The following is a 19343-nucleotide window of genomic DNA, read 5'->3' as shown; positions in this document are numbered from 1 at the left end:
ATGCTGGCCGTGATCGACAACTACGATTCCTTCACCTGGAATCTGGTGCAATACGCCGCCGAACTCGGTTGCGATGTTCGCGTGTTTCGGAATGATGTCATCAGCTGCGAGGATCTGGCAGAAATGCAACCGGCGGCCATCATGGTCTCTCCCGGCCCGGGACGTCCCGAAAGCGCAGGCATATCACTGCCGGTGCTCGAGCGCTTTGCCGGGGAGATACCCTTGCTGGGTGTCTGTCTCGGTCATCAGAGCATCGGCCAGCATTTCGGTGGCTCGATCGTACTGGCAAGGCAGATCATGCACGGCAAGCTGTCGCCGGTGTATCACGACAATACCGGGGTGTTCGAAGGCCTGCCGAACCCGCTCACGGTTACCCGCTACCACTCGCTGGTCATTGATGCCGACTCGCTGCCGGAAGAGCTGGAGGTGACCGCCTGGACACAGAATGCCGATGGCTCCCGTGAGGAGATCATGGGGGTACGACACCGGGAATACCTACTCGAAGGCGTGCAGTTTCACCCCGAGTCCATCAGCAGCGAGCATGGCCATGACATGCTGGGCAACTTCTTCAAACGCGCAGGTCTCCTGCCCTGACCACAGGTTGAGCGAACATGAATATCCAGCAGGCACTCGAACTGTTGATTGAGCGGAAGGATCTGCAGGCCGCCGACATGGAGTCGGTCATGCGGCAGGTCATGACAGGCGAGGCGACGCCTGCACAGATCGGTGGTTTCCTGATTGCCTTGCGCATGAAGGGCGAGACTGTGGACGAAGTCGCCGCTGCTGCCAAGGTCATGCGAGCCCTGGCATCAGGGGTCTCGCTGGAGCATGTGGATGCCATCGACATCGTGGGCACGGGAGGGGATTCGACCAGCACCTTCAATATCTCCACCTGCAGTGCGATCGTGGCGGCAGCTGCAGGTGCCAGGGTTGCCAAACACGGCAGCCGTTCGGTGTCCAGCAAATCCGGCGCGGCCGATCTGCTCGAAGAGGCCGGTGTCAATATCGATCTGACACCCGATCAGGTAGCGCACTGCGTCGATGAGCTGCAGCTGGGCTTCATGTTCGCGCCACGTCATCACAGCGCCATGAAGCATGCGATCGGGCCGCGGCGTGAAATGGGCGTGCGGACGATATTCAATCTGCTGGGTCCTCTGACCAACCCTGCCGGAGCGCGAAGCCAGTTGCTGGGTGTCTACAGCAAGCATTGGGTCAGACCGGTGGCGGACGTACTCGAGAAGCTGGGTAGCGATCATGTCATTGTGGTCCACGGACACGATGGCATGGATGAAATCAGTATCAGCGGACCCACTCAGGTGGCTGAACTCAAGGATGGCAAGGTGACTGAATACGTGATCGAGCCGGCTCAGTTCGGTATCGAAGTCTCGCCGCTGGATGCCATCAGGGTCAAAGGGGCCGCAGAGAGTCTGAAGACCATCCAGAGTGTGCTGAGCAATGAGCCCGGCCCGGCTCGCGATATCGTCGTTCTCAATGCCGGGGCTGCACTGTGTGTGGCCGGCATCGCCGATTCGATCAAGGATGGAGTGGTTCTGGCAGACGAGGTCATCGTGAATGGCATGGCTGCGCGGAAGCTGGCTCAGCTGATCTCGGTGTCACAGTCATTCGATCAGGCCTGATCTGCAGGAGCGGTAACAAACATGAACAGCAAGCTGGAAGTGCCGGATATTCTCAAGCGGATCATTGCTCGCAAGCATGAGGAGATCGCGGAGAGAAAACGGACCACGCCACTGCACGCTCTTAAACGGCAGGCTGAACAGGCGGACGATTGTCGTGGCTTCGTGCAGGCTCTGAACGCCAGAACAGAGCAGGGACAGGCTGCGGTGATTGCCGAAGTGAAAAAGGCATCGCCGAGCAAGGGCGTGTTGAGAGATCCCTTCGATCCGGCGGCCATTGCGGCAAGCTATGAAGCCGGTGGGGCGGCGTGCCTGTCCGTTCTGACGGATGCGGATTTCTTTCAGGGCAGTGAAGCAGCCCTGCGGGACGCAAGAGCGGTCTGCAAGCTGCCGGTCATCCGCAAGGATTTCATTGTCGATTCGTATCAGGTTGCCGAGGCCAGGGCCATTGGTGCGGATTGTATTCTGCTGATTGCGGCGGCTCTGGATGATCAGACATTGTCTGACCTGCATGAAGAGGCGGTGGAGCTGGGTATGGACGTGCTGGTCGAGGTTCACGACGCGCGGGAATTGCAACGTAGCCTGGCGCTGTCGCCGATGCTGTTGGGCATCAACAACCGGGATCTGCGAACCTTCGAGGTGTCGCTGAAGACGACCGAGTCCCTGCTGGCCGATATTCCGAAGGGGACGCATGTGGTCACCGAGAGCGGAATCATGAATTCCGCTGATGTGCAGCGCATGCGCAGCGCGGGTGTTCACACGTTTCTGGTAGGGGAGGCGTTCATGCGTGCGCCGGACCCGGGGGCCGCTCTGCAGCAGATGTTTACTGCAAGGGAGTGATGTCAGTCACTGGCGGTCTTGTCGAATCGATTGCATCGGGCTCGTGCATGCGCTCTGAAAGCCGGAACTCTGTTGTCAGTGTTCCGGCTCTCTGGCTGGCCAGGCTGGCTCGGTAGTCGTGTACTGCAAGCTGCGCAATGGAGGATTGTCCTGACGTCGTGTCGAAAGGCACAGAGACATTGTCTGCTGCAAGACCGGTCGACTGTCTCTGCACTCAACGGGTTCCGTAAATGACCATGGTCTTGCCACGAGCGTGGATGAGGCCTCGGTCTTCCAGTTCCTTCAGGACCCTGCCCACCATCTCGCGTGAGCAGCCGACGATACGGGCAATTTCCTGGCGAGTGATACGGATCTGCATGCCATCGGGGTGGGTGATGGCGTCCGGCATCTTCGCCAGATCCAGCAAGGTGGAGGCGACTCGTCCGGTAACATCCAGAAAAGCCAGATCACGAACCTTGATACTGGTCTTTCGCAGACGTGCTGCCATCTGTGTTGTCAGGGCGTAGATCAGGTCGGGCTGATCAGCGGCCAAGCGACGAAACTGGTCGTAGTTCATTTCTGCCAGTTCGCATTTTGCTCTGGCGACTACCAGCGCGCTGCGCCCGGCGGCCTCATCGAACAGACCCATTTCGCCAAAGAAGTCACCGGCGCTGAGATAGGCCAGCACGATTTCCCGGCCATCGTCATCTTCAATGACAACGCTGACAGAACCGTCAACAATGTAGTACAACGTCTCGGGAACATCGCCGTGATGAATGATGGTGGTTTTTGCCGGATACTGTCGTCGGTGGCTGCTTCTCAGGAACATGTCCAACCATTCAACAGGCGGCGGTGCAATACGTGGCGCCAGCATTTTGTGATTCTCCGTACTCAAAGTTTGCGCAAGAACCGGATGAGTCTCGGTTGACCATCCAGGCTGTTTTTGTCTAACGTCAAACATTGATCGGCGGTTTTTTTAAATTCTTCAATGAAATCGACACCACTGCGCGTGGCCGGTTCAGGACACGAGGACGAATAACGTTGCACGCACGAGTAAAATGGCTTGATCATATGAGCTTTGTTGGTGAGTCCGGTAGTGGCCACTCAGTGGTCATGGATGGCTCCCCTGAGCACGGCGGCCGAAATCTGGGCGTTCGTCCCATGGAAATGCTCCTGATGGGTTTGGGTGGTTGCACTGCTTTCGATGTTGTGCTGATGTTGCAAAAGTCTCGCCAGAACGTCATCGATGTGGAAGTGGCTCTGGATGCCGAGAGGGCAGAAGACATTCCGCAGGTGTTTACCGGGATAACGGCGCATTTCAAGGTCTGGGGGAAGGATCTGAGTGCCAGACATGTGGAACGGGCGGTGAGCTTGTCGGCGGAGAAGTACTGTTCGGCTACCAAGATGCTCGAGAAGACGGCCACCATTACTTATACGTGGGAAATCATCGAAAGCTGACGGTCCCCGGGCAGGCAACGTCGGTGGCCTGAACGCGGCGATCGAGCGGCAGGCAGTATCGATTACTGCCCGGATCTCCTCCGCTGGTCACCGGCTTGCGCCGAGTCTGGCCGTTCGGCCTTCCTGTGTTAGCTGGCAGTTGTCGCAGTGTTACAGAGCCTTGCAGGTTTCGGCGTCTGTCCGCGGCAAGCATCGCGCGGTGGCGTCGTCAGGCATCGACAGGGCTTCAGTCTCATGCTCGTTCTGCCGCTGTCATCGGGCAAGTGTAGGAGGCTGCGTTACGCGGTGTGACGGTGCGCTTGTGCGCTCCTGGCGAGCGGAGGCAAGGCCCCTGGTGTATTACCGTGAGACAGATCTCGGTCTGGCCTGCCGTTTGCAATTCCGGTATCGCGCAAGTGACGTTTTCTCCTACATCATCTTTCCCGAGATGGTTTGCGGTGCGGCCGTCAGGCCGCACTGATTCTTTGCGTGTCAATGCCGGATTCATGAGTCTGTGAGCCACTACTCTGACAAGAGAGTCGCACCGGCACAGGAAATGTTCTCCCGATGCTTGAGATTCGTGCAAACCTCCATTACAATTGTGGGCTTAGTTTCGACAGTGCCCTACCGAGAAATATACGTGAACAAGACTACCGTCAGCGCAAAACCTGCAGAGGTTAAACGTGATTGGTTCGTTATCGATGCTGAAGGCAAGACGCTCGGTAACGTAGCAACAGAATGTGCGCGCCGCCTGCGTGGCAAGCACAAGGCCATCTACACCCCCCACGTGGATACGGGTGATTACATGGTTGTCATCAACGCTTCGAAAGTGGAAGTGACAGGCAACAAGGCCAAGAACAAACTGTATCGTCACCACACTGGTTACATCGGCAACCTCAAGACCACAAACTTCGAGAAGTTGCAGCAGACACATCCAGAGCGAATCATCGAGCTGGCCGTCAAGGGAATGCTCCCCAAGAATCCTCTGGGACGCGCCATGTTCGGCAAGTTGCGTGTGTTCGCGGACGACAAACACACACACCAGGCCCAACAGCCACAGCTCCTGGAACTGAAATAAAGTATGGCAGCTCAACAGTATTACGGCACCGGCCGTCGAAAGTCCTCCACAGCTCGCGTGTTCATGAACTCGGGCAGTGGCAAGATCACCGTCAACGACAAGCCGCTTGACGAGTATTTCGGTCGAAAGACAGCTCACATGGTCATCCGGCAGCCGCTGGAGCGTACCGATACGCTGAACAACTTCGATTTCAACATCACCGTCAAGGGCGGTGGTGGCAGTGGTCAGGCTGGAGCCATTCGACTGGGCATTTCCCGTGCACTGCTGTCGTATGACGAAACTCTGCGTGTGACATTGCGCGGTGCCGGATTCCTGACTCGTGATGCTCGTGAAGTCGAACGCAAGAAGGTCGGTCTTCGCAAGGCACGTAAAGCGACTCAGTACTCCAAGCGATAAGGACTTTGCGGAGCTGCTGCGGCAGCTTCGCCAAGCTATTGCAAGGAAAGCCCCGCCAGTCGGGGCTTTTTTGTTTCCGCGAATCGTCGGTCCGAACAGCTCGACAATTCGTAACATGAATTTGTGCCTGAAACTGCTTATCGCCAAGCGTCATTGAGTGTACTGTCGACGTCATGAATGCACCATTGGTCAACGATCCGATCGAACTTCCCGCAACGCAATTGCGAGAGATTCCATACAACTACACCTCGTTCTCCGACAGGGAGATCGCGTTACGCTATCTGGGTGACGATGGCTGGAAACTCATCCAGTCATTGCGCAGTGAGCGGCAGACCGGGCAATCGGCGCGCATGTTGTTCGAGGTTCTGGGTGATATCTGGGTCATTGACCGCAACCCCTTCATTCAGGAAGACTTGCTGAGCAATCGCAAGCGACGGGATGCACTGGTCGAGGCACTGCGGCACCGGGTCGCTCAGATCATCAAGCGTGCCGGGACGGACCCGCGAGTCGATGAACTGATCCGTCTTGCCAGCGAAGCGATCGAATCCTTTCAGGTTCGGCTGACGGAAATGCAGGCCCTGCGCAAACGCATGGTGCAGCAGATGCGTGGAATCACCCACGCTGACAATATCCGCTTTGATGGCCTTTCACGTGTGTCTCACGTGACCGACGCCACCGACTGGCGCGTCGAGTTGCCCTTTGTCGTACTGACGCCCGACAGCGAAGCGGAGCTGCCCGGCATCATCAAGCAGTGCATTGCCTTGTCGTTGACGATGATTCCCAGAGGTGGTGGTACCGGCTATACCGGCGGCGCCATTCCGTTGCATGCGCGAACGGCAGTCATCAATCTGGAAAAGCTGGATGCGCGTGAACCTGTCCAGGCGATAACCCTGCCGGCGGAACAGGATCTGCCGGAAAGGCAGATTCACACGATTCGAGTAGAGGCGGGCGTGGTCACGCGCCGTGTGACTGAGGATGCACAGGCCAGAGGTCTGGCCTTTGCGGTAGACCCGACATCCCAGGACGCCTCCACCATCGGCGGCAATATTGCCATGAACGCGGGCGGCAAGAAGGCCGTGCTGTGGGGGACCACGCTCGACAATCTGCTCTCCTGGCGCATGGTCGATCCCGATGGACACTGGCTGGACATCGAACGCCTGGCGCACAATCTGGGCAAGATCCATGTACAGCCCGACGTTCGGTTCCGCGTGACGCGACGCGACGCAGACACGAACGAAGTCATTGGTGAGCCCTGGATCATCGACGCGCCCGGCGCCAGTCTGCGCCAGCAGGGGCTGGGCAAGGATGTGACCGACAAGTTTCTGGGTGGTCTGCCTGGTGTACAGAAGGAGGGGTGTGATGGTCTGATCACATCGGCCGTCTTCATCCTGCATCGCATGCCGGAACACGTGCGAACCGTCTGCATGGAATTCTATGGGCGAGACCTGCGGCAGGCCGTGCTCGGAATCACCGAGGTCAAGGACTTCATCGACGCCACCGATGGAATCCAGCTGGCAGGTCTCGAGCATCTGGATGACCGATACATCAAGGCGGTTCGATACAGCGCCAAGGCGGCGCGCGGTGAATTGCCTCGCATGCTGCTGATGGCCGATATCGTCAGTGATGACGAGAATCTGCTCGGCAAGGTTGCCTCCGGGGTGGTGCAACTGGTCAACAAGCGCGGCGCTGAAGGCTTCATCGCCATCAGCGCGGAGGCGCGCAAGCAGTTCTGGGCCGCCCGCTCCCGCACCGCGGCCATCGCGGCGCACACCAACGCGTTCAAGATCAACGAAGATGTGGTCATTCCCTTGCCGCGACTGGCTGATTACAGCGAAGGCATCGAGCGCATCAACATCGAGCATTCCCTGAGCAACAAATTGCGCATGCTCGATGAGGTTCGGCGCCTGCTGAAATCGGACGAGGCACGTGCTCTGGTGGCACGTCCGTCAGATGACTCGGATGATGAAAGCAGCCTGATCGTGCACGGCAGTCTGGCAGCGGGTGCTGTCATGCTGGATGAGGTTCATGCAAAGTGGGCAGCGCTCTACGATCAGTTGCAGGCCTCCGAGCAGCAGTTTCTGCAGGCGCTGCGCGACAAGCGCGAACCGGTGGAAGAGGACGACTGTGTTCAGGCCCTGTTGAGTCGCGAAGAGGAGTTCAGCTACCGTGCGTCGGTGGAAAAACCTCTGAAGGACCGCTTCTCCGGGGAGCGCTATGTGCGACTGCGCAAGAAGATTGATGACATTCATGCACAGTGGCGGCCGCAGCGCCTGTTCGCTGCGCTGCACATGCACGCCGGTGACGGCAATATCCATACGAACATTCCGGTCAATTCGAACGACTACACCATGATGCGCCAGGCCGAAGGCATCGTGGATCGTGTCATGGAGCTGGCTCGTGTGCTCGATGGTGTCATCTCGGGTGAGCACGGTATTGGCCTTACCAAGATGCAGTACATGGACGAGAGCGTGGTCGGTGCTTTCGCCGAATACAAGCAGGCCGTTGACCCCGAGGGGCATTTCAACAAGGGCAAGCTGATGCCCGGCTCCAGTCTGGAAAACGCCTATACGCCGTCATTGCGACTGGTGCAGCAGGAGGCCCTGATACTCGAACAAAGCGAGCTGGGTGCGCTCAATGACAGCATCAAGGACTGCCTGCGCTGTGGTAAATGCAAGCCCGTCTGTACCACGCATGCGCCGGGCGCGAACCTGCTGTATTCGCCACGCAACAAGGTGCTGGGTACGGGGCTGATCATCGAAGCGTTTCTGTACGAGGAACAGACTCGGCGGGGTCTGTCCATCAGGCATTTCGACGAGATGAACGACATCGCCGATCACTGCACGGTCTGCCACAAATGCCTGGCACCCTGTCCTGTGGACATCGACTTCGGCGATGTATCCATTACCATGCGCAAGATTCTGAAGGATCGGGGGCAGAAGAACTTCAGTCTGGGTACCCGGGCATCCATGGCCTTTCTCAATGTCAAGGATCCGGCAACCATCAAGTTCATGCGCAAGGGCATGGTCGACTGGGGCTTCCAGGCGCAGCGTACGGCCAGTGCCGTGCTGGGCAAACTGCCTGTGGTCAATCAGAGCCGACAGCAGCCGCCCAATACCAGCGGGCCTGCAAAGCCGATAGAGCAGGTTGTGCATTTCGTCAATCGCAAGTTGCCGAATCGCAGCATGCTGCCGGCCAAGACAACTCGGGCCCTGCTTGGGGTCGAGAACAGGGACTATGTACCGATCATCCGCGACCCGCAAAAAGCCACGGATGACAGTGATGCCGTATTCTACTTTCCCGGTTGTGGGTCCGAGCGACTGTTCAGCCAGGTTGGTCTGGCCACACTTGCCATGTTGTACGACACGGGTAGCAAGACGGTCCTGCCACCGGGGTATCTGTGTTGCGGCTATCCGCAGACTTCAACCGGCGATGTCGACAAGGGCAAGCAGATCACGACCGAAAACCGGGTGCTGTTTCACCGCGTGGCCAATACGCTCAACTATCTCGACATCAAGACCGTGATAGTGTCCTGCGGAACCTGCATGGATCAGCTGTTGAAGTATGAATTCGAGAAGATTTTCCCCGGTTGTCGTCTGCTGGATATTCACGAATATCTGATGGAGAAGAATTACTCGCTGGACGGCGTCAGTGGTGAGCATTACGTCTATCACGACCCCTGTCACAGCCCCATGAAGACCTACCAGCCGATGAAGGTGACCGAGGCACTGCTGGGCAAGCCCGTGACCATGTCCGATCGATGCTGTGGCGAGGCAGGCACTTTTGCGGTTGCGCGTCCGGATATTGCCTCTCAGGTAAGACAACGCAAGGCTCGGGAGCTGGTAGCGAATCTGGAAGCCAATGGCGTCGCCCAGGGGCAGACGCAGCATGATGTCAAGATGATGACTTCTTGCCCGGCCTGTGTGCAGGGCCTGAGCCGCTATCGAGACGAAACCGGCATGGATACGGACTACATTGTGGTCGAGTTGGCCAAGGGCCTGTTCGGTGACAACTGGGCCAATGACTTTGTCGAGCGCGCCAATCGCGGCGGAGTGGAGCAGGTCCTGCTGTAGGCCGTCAGGCCATGGTCTGCCGGTGTCGGTGGATCATGGCCTGTCGAAAATCGAACCGGAGGTCGGGCTCAGCAGCTTGTGATACAGCTTGCCGGCTGACACATCGGTCATGCTGGACAGGTAGTCGGCGATGGCCCGGCGACCAACCTGCTCATACTGTGCGAATACCGGTATGGGGAGCAGTCGCTCCGGATTGGCGGCAAATATTTCGAACAGGCGCACGATCACCCGCTGCCCCTTGTATTGCAGCATCTGCAATTCGGGACGAAATATCACATGACTCATGACAAAGTCCTTGATCAGTCTGAGTATCCGGTAGGCGAGAGGTTCCATGACCGTCTGTAGTTTCAGCAAGGGGGCATCGAACTCTTCCTGCTCGTGTATGACGATACTGCGGATGAGGTAGCCCACGAATCGGCTGATGGCATGCTTGCGATCCTTCGCCGATGCGCTGAACAGCAGGCGATTGAATTCGTCCATATGCCGATTGATCGGGTTTTCCGGCCATCCCATCAGCGTCGCCGAGACTTGTTCCATCCAGACATCTCGGTCCACCAGACCCAGAGCCAGCGCATCTTCCAGGTCGTGTACCCCGTAGGCGATATCATCCGCCAGTTCCATGATGCTGGTATCCAGTGACTTGTAGCGTGTCCGGCCGTGTCCCCGGGGAGAGGGTACGGTCGTCAGAAATCTGTCGCGATCCGCTTGCGAAAACGGCTCCAGCAGCCATTCGAGAACATCGCGCTCGGAGTCATAGATGCATTTCGGAGGGGCCCAGTGGTCGATGTTCAGTGGGTTGTCCGGCTCGACGGGGACGTAGTTGCATACCTCGGAATAAGTCGTGGGGTACTTGATGGTCCCCAGCATGGAGCGGCGAGTCAGGTCGAGTCCGGTGTCAGGGGAGTATTCTCCCAGACGGGCGATGATACGCAAAGTCTGACCATTGGCTTCGAAGCCGCCATGATCGCGCATCATGGTGTTCATCGCGACTTCACCACCGTGTCCGAAGGGCGAGTGTCCGATATCGTGGGCCAGGCAGATTGCCTCGATGAGGCTGAAAGAGGGGATCAGAGGCTCATGGGCTGCGTTTTCCGGTTGATCTCGCAGCCATTCGCAGATCCCGGAGCCGACCTGTGCCACCTCGAGGGAATGCGTGAGACGAGTTCGGTAGAAATCGCTTTCGCCCAGACCCAGTACCTGGGTCTTGGATTGCAGGCTGCGGAACGATGCGCTGTGAATGATTCGCGCCCGATCACGCTGATACTGGCTATCTTCTCGGGTACTATTGAATCCACGCCCCGGGTGGCTCTGGTATTCTGATCGTCGTGCTAGCCAGACGCTCAAGGTGATGCTCCTGCCAGGATCAGAATGTCAGTCCCGGTCGTGGTTTGGTTACAGGTAGAGTCAGGCTGTCGAGGCAGAGTCGATTGCAGATGACAATTCCCCTGTCAGCTTGAATATGCCAACAGTGACATCATAGTGTAAGACATTGACGTCCAACGAGCGTACTTTACAAGGAACGGTTTTTCTACAGGGTCGAAACGCAAGATGCATTTGGCAGTATGGATAAGTTCAGCCGGATACAATGTATGACACATATTCTAAATACAATTGATGGCCCTGAAGAGTATTCTCGATTAACGTCTCAAAAGATTCACGAGTGTCATCAGGATGTTAGATTGATACTCGTCACCGCTCGCATGATAAACCAACACTTCAATTGACAATGGCCAGAAAACCCAGGATTCACTTCTCAGGAGCCGTCTACCATGTGACTCTCACAGGGCTCGACCAGCAACCGATATTCAAGACGGTCGCTGATCGCCGCGCGTGGGAATCTCTGGTGGAGGAAGGCGCTCAGCGCTTCGGGCACACCTTGCACGCCTACTGTTGGGCAAGGAACCATGTGCAGATGGCAATACAGGTCAGCGATGCACCCCTGTCCAAGGTGATGCAGAACCTGTCTTTCCGCTATACGCGATATTTCAATAAGCATCACAAGAGAGAAGGGGCGTTGTTTCAGGGGCGTTACAAGGCAATCCTGATCGACCCGGATGACTATCTCAACGATCTTGTGCGTTACATTCACAACAACCCTGTACGCAATGCAAAGGCAAAATCTGCCGAGGCTGCCAAATGGACCAGCCATGCCGCGTACCTGGATGCGGACAAGCAGCCAGCCTGGTTGACCACGTCCACGGTGTTGTCGACGTTTGGCAAGACCGACAAGGCTTCACGCAAGGCATTTGCAAAATTCGTGGATGCGGGTCGGGACGAGGGTGAGCGAGTCGATCTGATGCGAGGTACCGATGGCGGACGTCTGCTGGGTAACGCAAAATTTGCCAAGAAGGCACTCAAGCCGGTCAAGGTCAAACCACCATTGATGACGCTCAACCAGCTCGTGAAACGAGTCTGCAAGGAAGAGAACATCAAGGAGGCCCAGCTGAAGAGCGAGAGTCGCGCCCGGCATGAAAGCCGAATCCGGCAGACCATTACCTACCTTGCGATGGAGCTGGAAGTTGCCAGCCTGACGGCAATGGCCGACCGGTTCAATCGTGACCTGACCACCATGAGTCGCAATCAGCGTTACTTTCGAGATCGGCTCAATGATGACGCCGAGTTGCAGAAACATGTACGCAAGCTTCAGCGACTGCTGCGATCGGGCGATTGATCGTCTGTTTCAGGGTGCCTTGCCTGCTGATATCCAGCCATGACTGAATGGCTGGATATCGTGGACGACACGGATACGGTGATCGGGCGCGCCCCGCGTGACCGGATCCATCGCGAGGGGCATCTGCATCGATCCGCACACATTGCCCTGTTCAATTCCAGAGGTCAGCTGTTCGTGCAGTTGCGCAGCCGCTTCAAGGATGTGGCGGCCGGCTTGTGGGATACCAGTGCCGCCGGGCATGTCGATAGCGGTGAGTCCTACGAAGCCTGTGCGGTGCGCGAGCTGCATGAAGAGTTGGGTGTCAGGATTGCGGTGGAAAATCTGCATTCCATAGGCCGTTTGCGACCGGAAGAGCGTAACGGCTTCGAATTCACCGAAGTCTATGCCGTGCGATCCGATCAGGCGCTGGTGCTGCAGGCTGAGGAAATCGAGGACGGCCGCTGGCTCGGTCTGCAGGAGCTGGAGCAGTGGATGCAGCAGAAGCCAGCCGATTTCACGCAGGTGTTCAGGATGATCTGTCCGATGATCAAGGGTCTGGACAGACATTTCTGACTGGATCCATCCCTTGTATTGCACTGAAGGTAGAAGCGCGCGTCCGACTCTGTTACAAGTGAGGTTTGTGGTCTCAAGACCGTTCACGCAACCGAGGTAACAGATCGTGACAGATACTCTGCCAAGCCAAGCGAGCGCCGTGATCATCGGCGGTGGCGTCACAGGCGCCAGTGTGGCGTATCATCTTGCCAGGCTTGGCTGGCAGGATGTTGTTCTGTTGGAACGCAAGCAGTTTGCCTGTGGTACCACCTGGCATGCTGCCGGCCTGATAGGGACGGTCCGCGCCAACGAGAGTCATGCCCGACTGACCGAATATTCGATGCGCCTGCTGCAGGATCTGGAGGAGGAGACAGGTCAGTCCACGGGGTTTCGTCAGGTCGGCAGTCTGAGCATTGCCCACAGTACGGATCGCTGGGAAGAATTGCGGCGTGTCGCGGCGATGAACAACGCCTTTGGCGTCACCAGGGTAGACACGGTCACTCCGGAGGAGATCAAGGCCTTGTTCCCCCTGATTGACACGGACAGCCTGATCGGCGGCACCTTTGTCGAACATGACGGCAAGGGAAATCCCATCGAGATAACCAATGCCTTCATCAAGGGCGCTCGCCAGCGTGGTGCTCTTTGCCTCGAAGGAATCCGGGTCGACGAGGTGCTGGCAGACAATGGCAAGGTCACGGGCGTGCGAACCGGGCAGGGCACGATCGCCACCGATTTTGTTGTCAACTGCGGTGGCATGTGGGCGCGTGAACTGGGCCGCATGAGCGGGGTCAACATTCCGCTGCATGCCTGTGAACATTACTACGCGGTCACCGAAAAGCACGAGCTGGTAACGCCTGATCTTCCCATCCTTCGTGACCATGACAAATGTGTCTATATCAAGGAGGATGCCGGTGGTCTGCTGGTCGGGGCCTTCGAGAAGAAGGCAGTCGCCTGGGGACAAGCCGGTATCCCGGCAGATTTCAGTTTCGATGAGCTGCCGGGTCATATGGAAGAGCAGCTGATGCCGGTTCTGGAAGATGCGATGGTTCGCGTACCCATGCTGGCGGATGTAGGCTGGCGCAGCTTTTTCTGCGGCCCCGAATCCTTTACCCCGGACGACCAGTTCCATGTGGGAGAGGCGCCGGAGCTGCGAGGCTACTTCGTCGCGGCAGGACTCAATTCGGTGGGCATTCAGAGCTCGGGTGGTTTGGGCAAGGTCTGCGCGGAATGGATGCACAAGGGCCACAGCCCGCTGGATCTCTGGGGTAACGACATCCGCCGCATGTATCCGTTCATGGGTACACAGGCATTTGCCGCCGAACGTGCCGAAGAGTCACTGGGCCTTCTGTACGCCAATCACTATCCATTCAGGCAGTTCGAGACCGGTCGCAACGTTCGTCTGTCGCCAATCCATCAGCGTCTGCAGGAGCACAATGCCTGCTTTGGTCAGGTTGCCGGTTGGGAGAGGCCCAACTGGTTCGCACCTGCCGGGGTCGAGCCGAGATACCAGTACAGTTTTGGTCGACAGAACTGGTTCGAGCACTCCGCTAGCGAGCACGCAGCCGCACGCGAACGTGTAGCCTTGTTCGACCAGTCCAGTTTCTCCAAATACCTCGTACAGGGACGCGACGCGACGCGGGTACTGCAACGGATCTGTACGGCTGACATCGATGTGTCGGCAGACAGGATTGTCTATACGCACTGGCTGAACGAGCGCGGTGGCATCGAGGCCGATCTGACGGTGACACGGCAGTCGGAAAACGAATACCTGGTCATCAGTGGTGCGGCAACCACCCACAAGGACCTGCACTGGTTACGAACGCATATCGGGCCCGATGACTTCTGCACGGTTACGGATGTCACCAGCCAGTATGCGGTGTTCGGCATCATGGGGCCCGATAGTCGAGCGATGCTGGAGCCGCTGCTGCGCATGGATCTGTCCAACGAGGCATTCCCATTCGGCCGCAGTGTGCCGGGAGAGCTCGGCTATGCCCCCATACGGGTTACCCGTGTGTCCTTTGTCGGCGAGCTGGGTTGGGAGCTGTGTCTGCCGGCGGAGATGGCCATGCCGACCTTCGACCGTCTGCTGGAAGCGGGGCAGGCTCACGGGCTGAAGCTGGCTGGTCTGCATGCCCTCGACAGTTGCCGCATCGAGAAGAAGTTTCTGCATTTCGGCCATGATGTGGCTGACGAGGATACACCGCTGGAAGCGGGAGTCGGCTTCGTCTGCGCCATGGACAAGTCGGTGCCGTTCATCGGTCATGAGGCGATAGCTCGACAGAAGGAAAGCCGGTCGCATCTGAACAAGCGTCTGGTGCAGTTCGTACTGCAGGATCCGGAACCTATGTTCTATCACCATGAGCCCATTCTGGCCGATGGGGTATGTGTGGGCTATCTGAGCTCCGGCAATTACGGTCACACACTGGGTGCCTCTGTAGGTCTGGGTTATGTCAGGAGTGACGAGGCGATCACTGCCGACTGGCTGGCCGGTCAGCAGTGGCAGATCGATGTCGGTGGTCAGCGCCACGCTGCCAGCGCCAGTCTCAGAGCCGCCTACGATCCGGATGGATCGCGCATGCGCTGATTGCCCGAGTTCTGGCGCTCGTGATGAGCATGGACGTCAGAACGGCATTGGCTGACTGCAGGGGGCGACGCCGGTCCGGGAAATGGCCCGCCTCGTGCTTCTTACCGGGTTTCAAGTGGGCTACTCAAGTACCGGTATGCAAATCATCGACACAGCGCTGGAGTCTGTCAAGATTCTGGAACCGAGCGTTTTCGGAGACGACAGGGGCTTCTTTCTGGAGTCCTGGAACCGGCAGGACTTCGAAAAGAGCGGTTTGCCGGGCAATTTTGTCCAGGATAATCACAGCCGTTCGTCGCAGGGTGTGCTGCGAGGCTTGCATTATCAGGTCAGGCATCCGCAGGGCAAGCTGGTCCGCGTAACCCGTGGAGAGGTGTTTGATGTGGCCGTGGACATGCGCCGCAACTCACCGCAATTCGGGCAGTGGGTGGGTGTCATGCTGTCGGAGAGCAACAAGCGACAGTTGTGGGTGCCGGAAGGCTTTGCACATGGGTTCTATGTGGTTTCCGAGTCCGCAGACTTTCAATACAAGTGTACGGACTACTACCATCCGGAGTTCGAGCGCAGCCTGCTCTGGGACGATCCGGCGGTCGGTATCAAATGGCCGATTGCCGCCGGTACGGAGCCCTTGCTGGCCGCGAAGGATGCAGCGGGTTTGCCGCTCGCCGAGTGTGATACGTTTGATGATATCGAACGGCGACTGGCAGCCTGACTGACACATGGTCTGGACATGAAAGCATTCATTACCGGTAGCAGCCGGGGACAATTGCATTGGGAGCTATTGCGGACGGTTCCCGAGGATGTGGAACTTCTGGAACTGGGCGAGCGCCTTGATATCGGTGACGATGCGGCCGTGCAATCGGCCATCTCGATGTTGAAGCCCGATGTGATCATCAATGCCGCAGCCTATACGGCTGTTGACAAGGCAGAATCGGAACCGGAGCAGGCCATGGCGATCAATGCCGGTGCCGTGGAATCACTGGCACGCGCATCGATAGCCAACGATGCGCATCTGCTGCATGTGTCGACCGACTTTGTCTTCGGGCAGGGCAATGGGGCTCCGTTCGTGGAGGATGCGGAGGTTGCACCGGTCAGCGTCTATGGCAAGACCAAGCTTGCCGGCGAGCAGGTTCTACGCCGCCTCATGCCGGATTCCAGCCTGTGCATGCGGACCGCCTGGGTGTATTCGTCTCACGGGAACAACTTCGTCAAGACCATGCTGCGTCTCATGAACGAGCGGGGTGAGGTCGGGGTGATTGCCGATCAGGTAGGCTCACCCACCTGGGCCAGGGCACTGGCAGCTGCCTTGTGGCATGCCGCGGCCAGAAGGTCCAGTGGTACCATGCACTGGACCGGAGCCGGGGTGGCTGGCTGGTACGACTTCGCGGTGGCCATTCACGAAGAGGCTCGTGCTCTGGGGCTGATCGACAGGCCGGTGACCGTCAAGCCGCTGACCACCGAGCAATACCCGACACCGGCAGCACGTCCTCATTACAGTGTGCTGGAACTGACACGCACATGGCAGGCACTCGACCTGCGTGCAGAACACTGGCGCAATGATCTTCGAACCATGCTCAAGGAGCTTACATGAGACGCATGATGGTGACCGGCGCCGCCGGATTCATTGGCGCCAATTTTGTCCGGTACTGGCTTGAGGCCTATCCGGAAGATGTCATCGTGATCGTTGACGCGCTCACCTATGCCGGAAATCGGGCCAACCTGGAAGGCGTATTGTCCGAGCGCTGTTCATTGGTGGAGTGCGACATCAACGATACGGATACGATCAAGGGCTTGCTGCGTGATCAGCACCTGACGACCATCGTGCACTTCGCGGCAGAGAGCCATGTCGATCGCTCCATCGAAGGCCCGGATGCCTTCATCGAAGCCAACATTCTGGGTACACACAGTCTGTTGAAGGCGGCCAGACAGGTCTGGCAGATCGAAGGGCTTGCCGTGGATCAGCACCGTTTTCATCATGTGTCCACCGACGAAGTGTATGGCTCTCTGGCCAGTGACGATCCTGCCTTTACCGAAAGCACTGCCTATGCACCCAATTCACCTTACTCTGCCAGCAAGGCGTCCTCGGATTTTCTGGTGCGTGCCTATCACCACACCTACGACCTGAACGTGACGACCAGCAATTGCTCCAACAACTACGGTCCATATCATTTTCCGGAGAAACTGATACCGCTCATCATCATCAATCTCCTGCATGGAAAGTCGCTGCCGATCTACGGTGACGGCAAGAACATTCGCGATTGGTTGTATGTCGAGGATCACGCGCGTGGCATCGAACTCGTGCTGAACAAGGGGGCTGTTGGCGAAACCTACAACGTCGGTGGTGTCAACGAGTGGACCAATATCGACATCGTCAGACTCATCTGCGAGCTGATGGATGAGCGTTTTGCCAGCAATCAGGCGCTGGCAGCACAGTACCCGGCGTGTCCGGCTGCGCAAGGTCAGCGCTGTGACTCGCTGATCAGCTTTGTCACTGATCGCGCTGGTCACGACTTTCGCTATGCCATCGATACGGCAAGGATCAGGGATGAGCTCGGTTATGAACCTGCCGTCGACTTTGAAACAGGCATACGCCGAACGCTGGACTGGTATCTGTCCAACGCCGAATGGTGGAAGGCCGTGCTCGACGGCAGCTATCGCCTGCAGGGTGAGTCGGTCAGCGCCACGGCGTGACACCGTCTTTCTACCTGCTCTCGCGAGACGAGGGCAGGCCGGTACGGCTTCAGATCCCTACGAACGGTTGCATTATTCTGCCAATGACGCCGGAATAGCGGACCGGTGACTGCGTGGCAATCAAGGCGATACAGGGCTCTTCGCTGTCAACCACTGGCTGGTGTTCGATGCTGCCATCCAGGTCGGCAATATCACCTGCCTGAAATCTGCCAATGCTGTCACGGTAGGAGCCCTGCACCAGAAACGTCAGTTCCCGATCGTGATGGGAATGTTCGCTCATCACGGCTCCCGGAGCCAGATGCAACAATTGAAAGGCGCCGTGTCGACGATGCTGATCATCCAGCTTGTATTGCTTGATGCCGGGCGCGACGCGCCGCCACTTGAGTTGTTCCAGAGGGGCGGGCAACAGGCGGGCAAGTGGACGAGGAACGCCCTTGATGGCAGGCGCTGAAGCGCCATTCACAGCGGGCCGATTCGGCTCACCGGCAACCGGCCCAGAGCACCGTGAGTCGGCCGCTTCGGCTGATCGGGCAATGAGATCCAGTGCTGACACCTTGATGGGGGCCGGTTCCAGGCGCTCGAACAGTCCACCACCGACACCATCGGCCATCAGGGCCCGCTCACGACACTGCCGACAAACGGTCAGGTGGCACGCGACCAGCGTTTCCATGGGCATGCTGAGGCTACCCGTTGCATAGTCGTGTATCGTTTCATCTGTCAGATGGTGGGAAACGCTCATGTCAAACTTGTCTGGCTCTGTTGGTCAATCGGTGAGGGGCCTGTCGCTGGAGTCCGGGGGAGCAGCAGCAATGTCTTCATCCTTCAGACTTGACCTTACGGCCTGCATCGCCAATCGGATTCGTGATTTTACCGTTCCGATGGGCAAATCCAGCCATTCGGCTATATCCCCGTGCGATTGCCCCCTGAAATAGGACAGGTGCATCACCTGACGCTGTTCCTGGGGAAGTCGTTCCAGTGCGCGATGCAGACGCTCGGAAGCCTGCTGTGCATCGACGAATCCTGCCTGAGTGTCAGATTCATCGACATCGACATCCAGCATTTCATCCTCGAGTTCCACCTCGATACGTGAGTTGCCGCGCAGGAAGTCGATACGGCGATTCCTTGCAATGGTGAACAGCCAGGTGCTTGCTGCGGCCTTGGCAGGGTCATAGCTCTCGGCTCGACGCCAGACGATGAGCATGATCTCCTGCATCAACTCATCGGAGATCTCCTCGGTCATGCCCTTGCCCATGAGGAAGGATTTGACGCGTCCAGCATAATAGTTGTAGAAATCTGCAAACGCTGACTCATCGCGATCACGACCGACTCTCAGCAGATTGTCGCCCATGCGCTTGCGCAAGGCTATCGATGCCTCCGCATCCTTGTCTTGTCTGGTGTTCGCCATGTTGGTCATTGAAGAATTGTACCGTCGAGC

17 protein-coding genes are annotated in these 19343 nt (G+C 57.8%); 13 read left to right on the top strand and 4 right to left on the bottom strand.

Annotated features, from left to right (window positions below; translation table 11 throughout):
• Genes ACUNV4_RS14570 through trpC form a run of 3 tightly spaced genes read left to right on the top strand, consistent with a single transcriptional unit; the run spans position 1 to position 2474 of the window.
• Positions 1-594: an anthranilate synthase component II gene (locus tag ACUNV4_RS14570; protein ID WP_430879604.1), complete on the top strand. Its 594-nt coding sequence runs from the start codon at positions 1-3 to the stop codon at positions 592-594.
• A 17-nt stretch (positions 595-611) separates the two neighbouring features.
• Entirely contained in the window at positions 612-1637 is a 1026-nt protein-coding gene (gene trpD, locus ACUNV4_RS14565; protein ID WP_430879305.1) for an anthranilate phosphoribosyltransferase, read from the top strand.
• A 21-nt stretch (positions 1638-1658) separates the two neighbouring features.
• Entirely contained in the window at positions 1659-2474 is an 816-nt protein-coding gene (gene trpC, locus ACUNV4_RS14560) for an indole-3-glycerol phosphate synthase TrpC (protein WP_430879304.1), read from the top strand.
• A gap of 214 nt (positions 2475-2688) precedes the next feature.
• On the opposite strand, the gene crp is transcribed toward trpC, so the two are convergent.
• Positions 2689-3327: a cAMP-activated global transcriptional regulator CRP gene (crp, locus tag ACUNV4_RS14555; protein ID WP_430879303.1), complete on the bottom strand. Its 639-nt coding sequence runs from the start codon at positions 3325-3327 to the stop codon at positions 2689-2691.
• 167 nt (positions 3328-3494) lie between these two features.
• On the opposite strand from crp, the gene ACUNV4_RS14550 reads away from it, so the two are divergent.
• From ACUNV4_RS14550 to ACUNV4_RS14535, 4 genes are all read left to right on the top strand, one after another.
• Entirely contained in the window at positions 3495-3911 is a 417-nt protein-coding gene (locus ACUNV4_RS14550; RefSeq protein ID WP_430879302.1) for an OsmC family protein, read from the top strand.
• Positions 3912-4530: 619 nt separating this feature from the next.
• On the top strand, positions 4531-4968 hold the full coding sequence (gene rplM / locus ACUNV4_RS14545) for a 50S ribosomal protein L13 (RefSeq protein WP_430879301.1): 438 nt from the start codon (positions 4531-4533) through the stop codon (positions 4966-4968).
• A 3-nt stretch (positions 4969-4971) separates the two neighbouring features.
• Entirely contained in the window at positions 4972-5364 is a 393-nt protein-coding gene (rpsI, locus tag ACUNV4_RS14540) for a 30S ribosomal protein S9 (protein WP_430879300.1), read from the top strand.
• Between the two features lie 173 nt (positions 5365-5537).
• Entirely contained in the window at positions 5538-9434 is a 3897-nt protein-coding gene (locus tag ACUNV4_RS14535) for a DUF3683 domain-containing protein (RefSeq protein ID WP_430879299.1), read from the top strand.
• A gap of 33 nt (positions 9435-9467) precedes the next feature.
• Here ACUNV4_RS14535 and ACUNV4_RS14530 read toward each other — a convergent pair whose 3' ends face one another.
• Complete coding sequence (locus tag ACUNV4_RS14530; protein WP_430879298.1) at positions 9468-10778, bottom strand: anti-phage deoxyguanosine triphosphatase; 1311 nt, start codon at positions 10776-10778, stop codon at positions 9468-9470.
• A gap of 382 nt (positions 10779-11160) precedes the next feature.
• Here ACUNV4_RS14530 and ACUNV4_RS14525 point away from each other — a divergent pair, with 382 nt between their 5' ends.
• The 6 genes from ACUNV4_RS14525 to rfbB all read left to right on the top strand — a co-directional run bounded on the left by ACUNV4_RS14525 (position 11161) and on the right by rfbB (position 17908).
• Positions 11161-12105, top strand: a complete 945-nt coding sequence (locus tag ACUNV4_RS14525; protein WP_430879297.1) for a transposase — start codon at positions 11161-11163, stop codon at positions 12103-12105.
• Between the two features lie 39 nt (positions 12106-12144).
• Positions 12145-12657 carry an NUDIX hydrolase gene (locus ACUNV4_RS14520; RefSeq protein WP_430879296.1) on the top strand — a complete coding sequence of 171 codons (513 nt, stop codon included), beginning with the start codon at positions 12145-12147 and terminating at the stop codon, positions 12655-12657.
• A 106-nt stretch (positions 12658-12763) separates the two neighbouring features.
• The gene (locus ACUNV4_RS14515) at positions 12764-15220 is read left to right on the top strand and encodes a GcvT family protein (protein WP_430879295.1); all 2457 of its coding nucleotides are present in this window, start codon (positions 12764-12766) and stop codon (positions 15218-15220) included.
• Between the two features lie 136 nt (positions 15221-15356).
• Positions 15357-15929, top strand: a complete 573-nt coding sequence (gene rfbC / locus ACUNV4_RS14510; protein WP_430879294.1) for a dTDP-4-dehydrorhamnose 3,5-epimerase — start codon at positions 15357-15359, stop codon at positions 15927-15929.
• An 18-nt stretch (positions 15930-15947) separates the two neighbouring features.
• Positions 15948-16808: a dTDP-4-dehydrorhamnose reductase gene (gene rfbD, locus ACUNV4_RS14505; protein WP_430879293.1), complete on the top strand. Its 861-nt coding sequence runs from the start codon at positions 15948-15950 to the stop codon at positions 16806-16808.
• Positions 16805-17908, top strand: a complete 1104-nt coding sequence (gene rfbB / locus ACUNV4_RS14500; RefSeq protein WP_430879292.1) for a dTDP-glucose 4,6-dehydratase — start codon at positions 16805-16807, stop codon at positions 17906-17908. Before rfbD ends, rfbB begins: the two co-directional genes overlap by 4 nt.
• Before the next feature lie 49 nt (positions 17909-17957).
• On the opposite strand, the gene ACUNV4_RS14495 is transcribed toward rfbB, so the two are convergent.
• Positions 17958-18647 carry a ChrR family anti-sigma-E factor gene (locus ACUNV4_RS14495; RefSeq protein ID WP_430879291.1) on the bottom strand — a complete coding sequence of 230 codons (690 nt, stop codon included), beginning with the start codon at positions 18645-18647 and terminating at the stop codon, positions 17958-17960.
• 24 nt (positions 18648-18671) lie between these two features.
• The gene (locus ACUNV4_RS14490) at positions 18672-19313 is read right to left on the bottom strand and encodes a sigma-70 family RNA polymerase sigma factor (RefSeq protein ID WP_430879290.1); all 642 of its coding nucleotides are present in this window, start codon (positions 19311-19313) and stop codon (positions 18672-18674) included.
• Positions 19314-19343: the final 30 nt, after the last annotated feature.

This window comes from Granulosicoccus sp. 3-233, from assembly GCF_052681095.1.
This window is presented reverse-complemented; position numbering and strand designations above follow the sequence as displayed.

Excerpts from the sequence above, each read along its gene's own strand:
- ACUNV4_RS14490 (WP_430879290.1), bottom strand. The coding sequence starts at position 19,313 with ATGGCGAACACCAGACAAGACAAGGATGCGGAGGCATCGATAGCCTTG.
- rfbB (WP_430879292.1), top strand. The coding sequence starts at position 16,805 with ATGAGACGCATGATGGTGACCGGCGCCGCCGGATTCATTGGCGCCAAT.
- ACUNV4_RS14570 (WP_430879604.1), top strand. The coding sequence starts at position 1 with ATGCTGGCCGTGATCGACAACTACGATTCCTTCACCTGGAATCTGGTG.
- ACUNV4_RS14495 (WP_430879291.1), bottom strand. The coding sequence starts at position 18,647 with ATGAGCGTTTCCCACCATCTGACAGATGAAACGATACACGACTATGCA.
- rfbD (WP_430879293.1), top strand. The coding sequence starts at position 15,948 with ATGAAAGCATTCATTACCGGTAGCAGCCGGGGACAATTGCATTGGGAG.
- trpD (WP_430879305.1), top strand. The coding sequence starts at position 612 with ATGAATATCCAGCAGGCACTCGAACTGTTGATTGAGCGGAAGGATCTG.
- trpC (WP_430879304.1), top strand. The coding sequence starts at position 1,659 with ATGAACAGCAAGCTGGAAGTGCCGGATATTCTCAAGCGGATCATTGCT.
- rfbC (WP_430879294.1), top strand. The coding sequence starts at position 15,357 with ATGCAAATCATCGACACAGCGCTGGAGTCTGTCAAGATTCTGGAACCG.
- ACUNV4_RS14520 (WP_430879296.1), top strand. The coding sequence starts at position 12,145 with ATGACTGAATGGCTGGATATCGTGGACGACACGGATACGGTGATCGGG.
- crp (WP_430879303.1), bottom strand. The coding sequence starts at position 3,327 with ATGCTGGCGCCACGTATTGCACCGCCGCCTGTTGAATGGTTGGACATG.
- ACUNV4_RS14535 (WP_430879299.1), top strand. The coding sequence starts at position 5,538 with ATGAATGCACCATTGGTCAACGATCCGATCGAACTTCCCGCAACGCAA.
- rpsI (WP_430879300.1), top strand. The coding sequence starts at position 4,972 with ATGGCAGCTCAACAGTATTACGGCACCGGCCGTCGAAAGTCCTCCACA.
- ACUNV4_RS14525 (WP_430879297.1), top strand. The coding sequence starts at position 11,161 with ATGGCCAGAAAACCCAGGATTCACTTCTCAGGAGCCGTCTACCATGTG.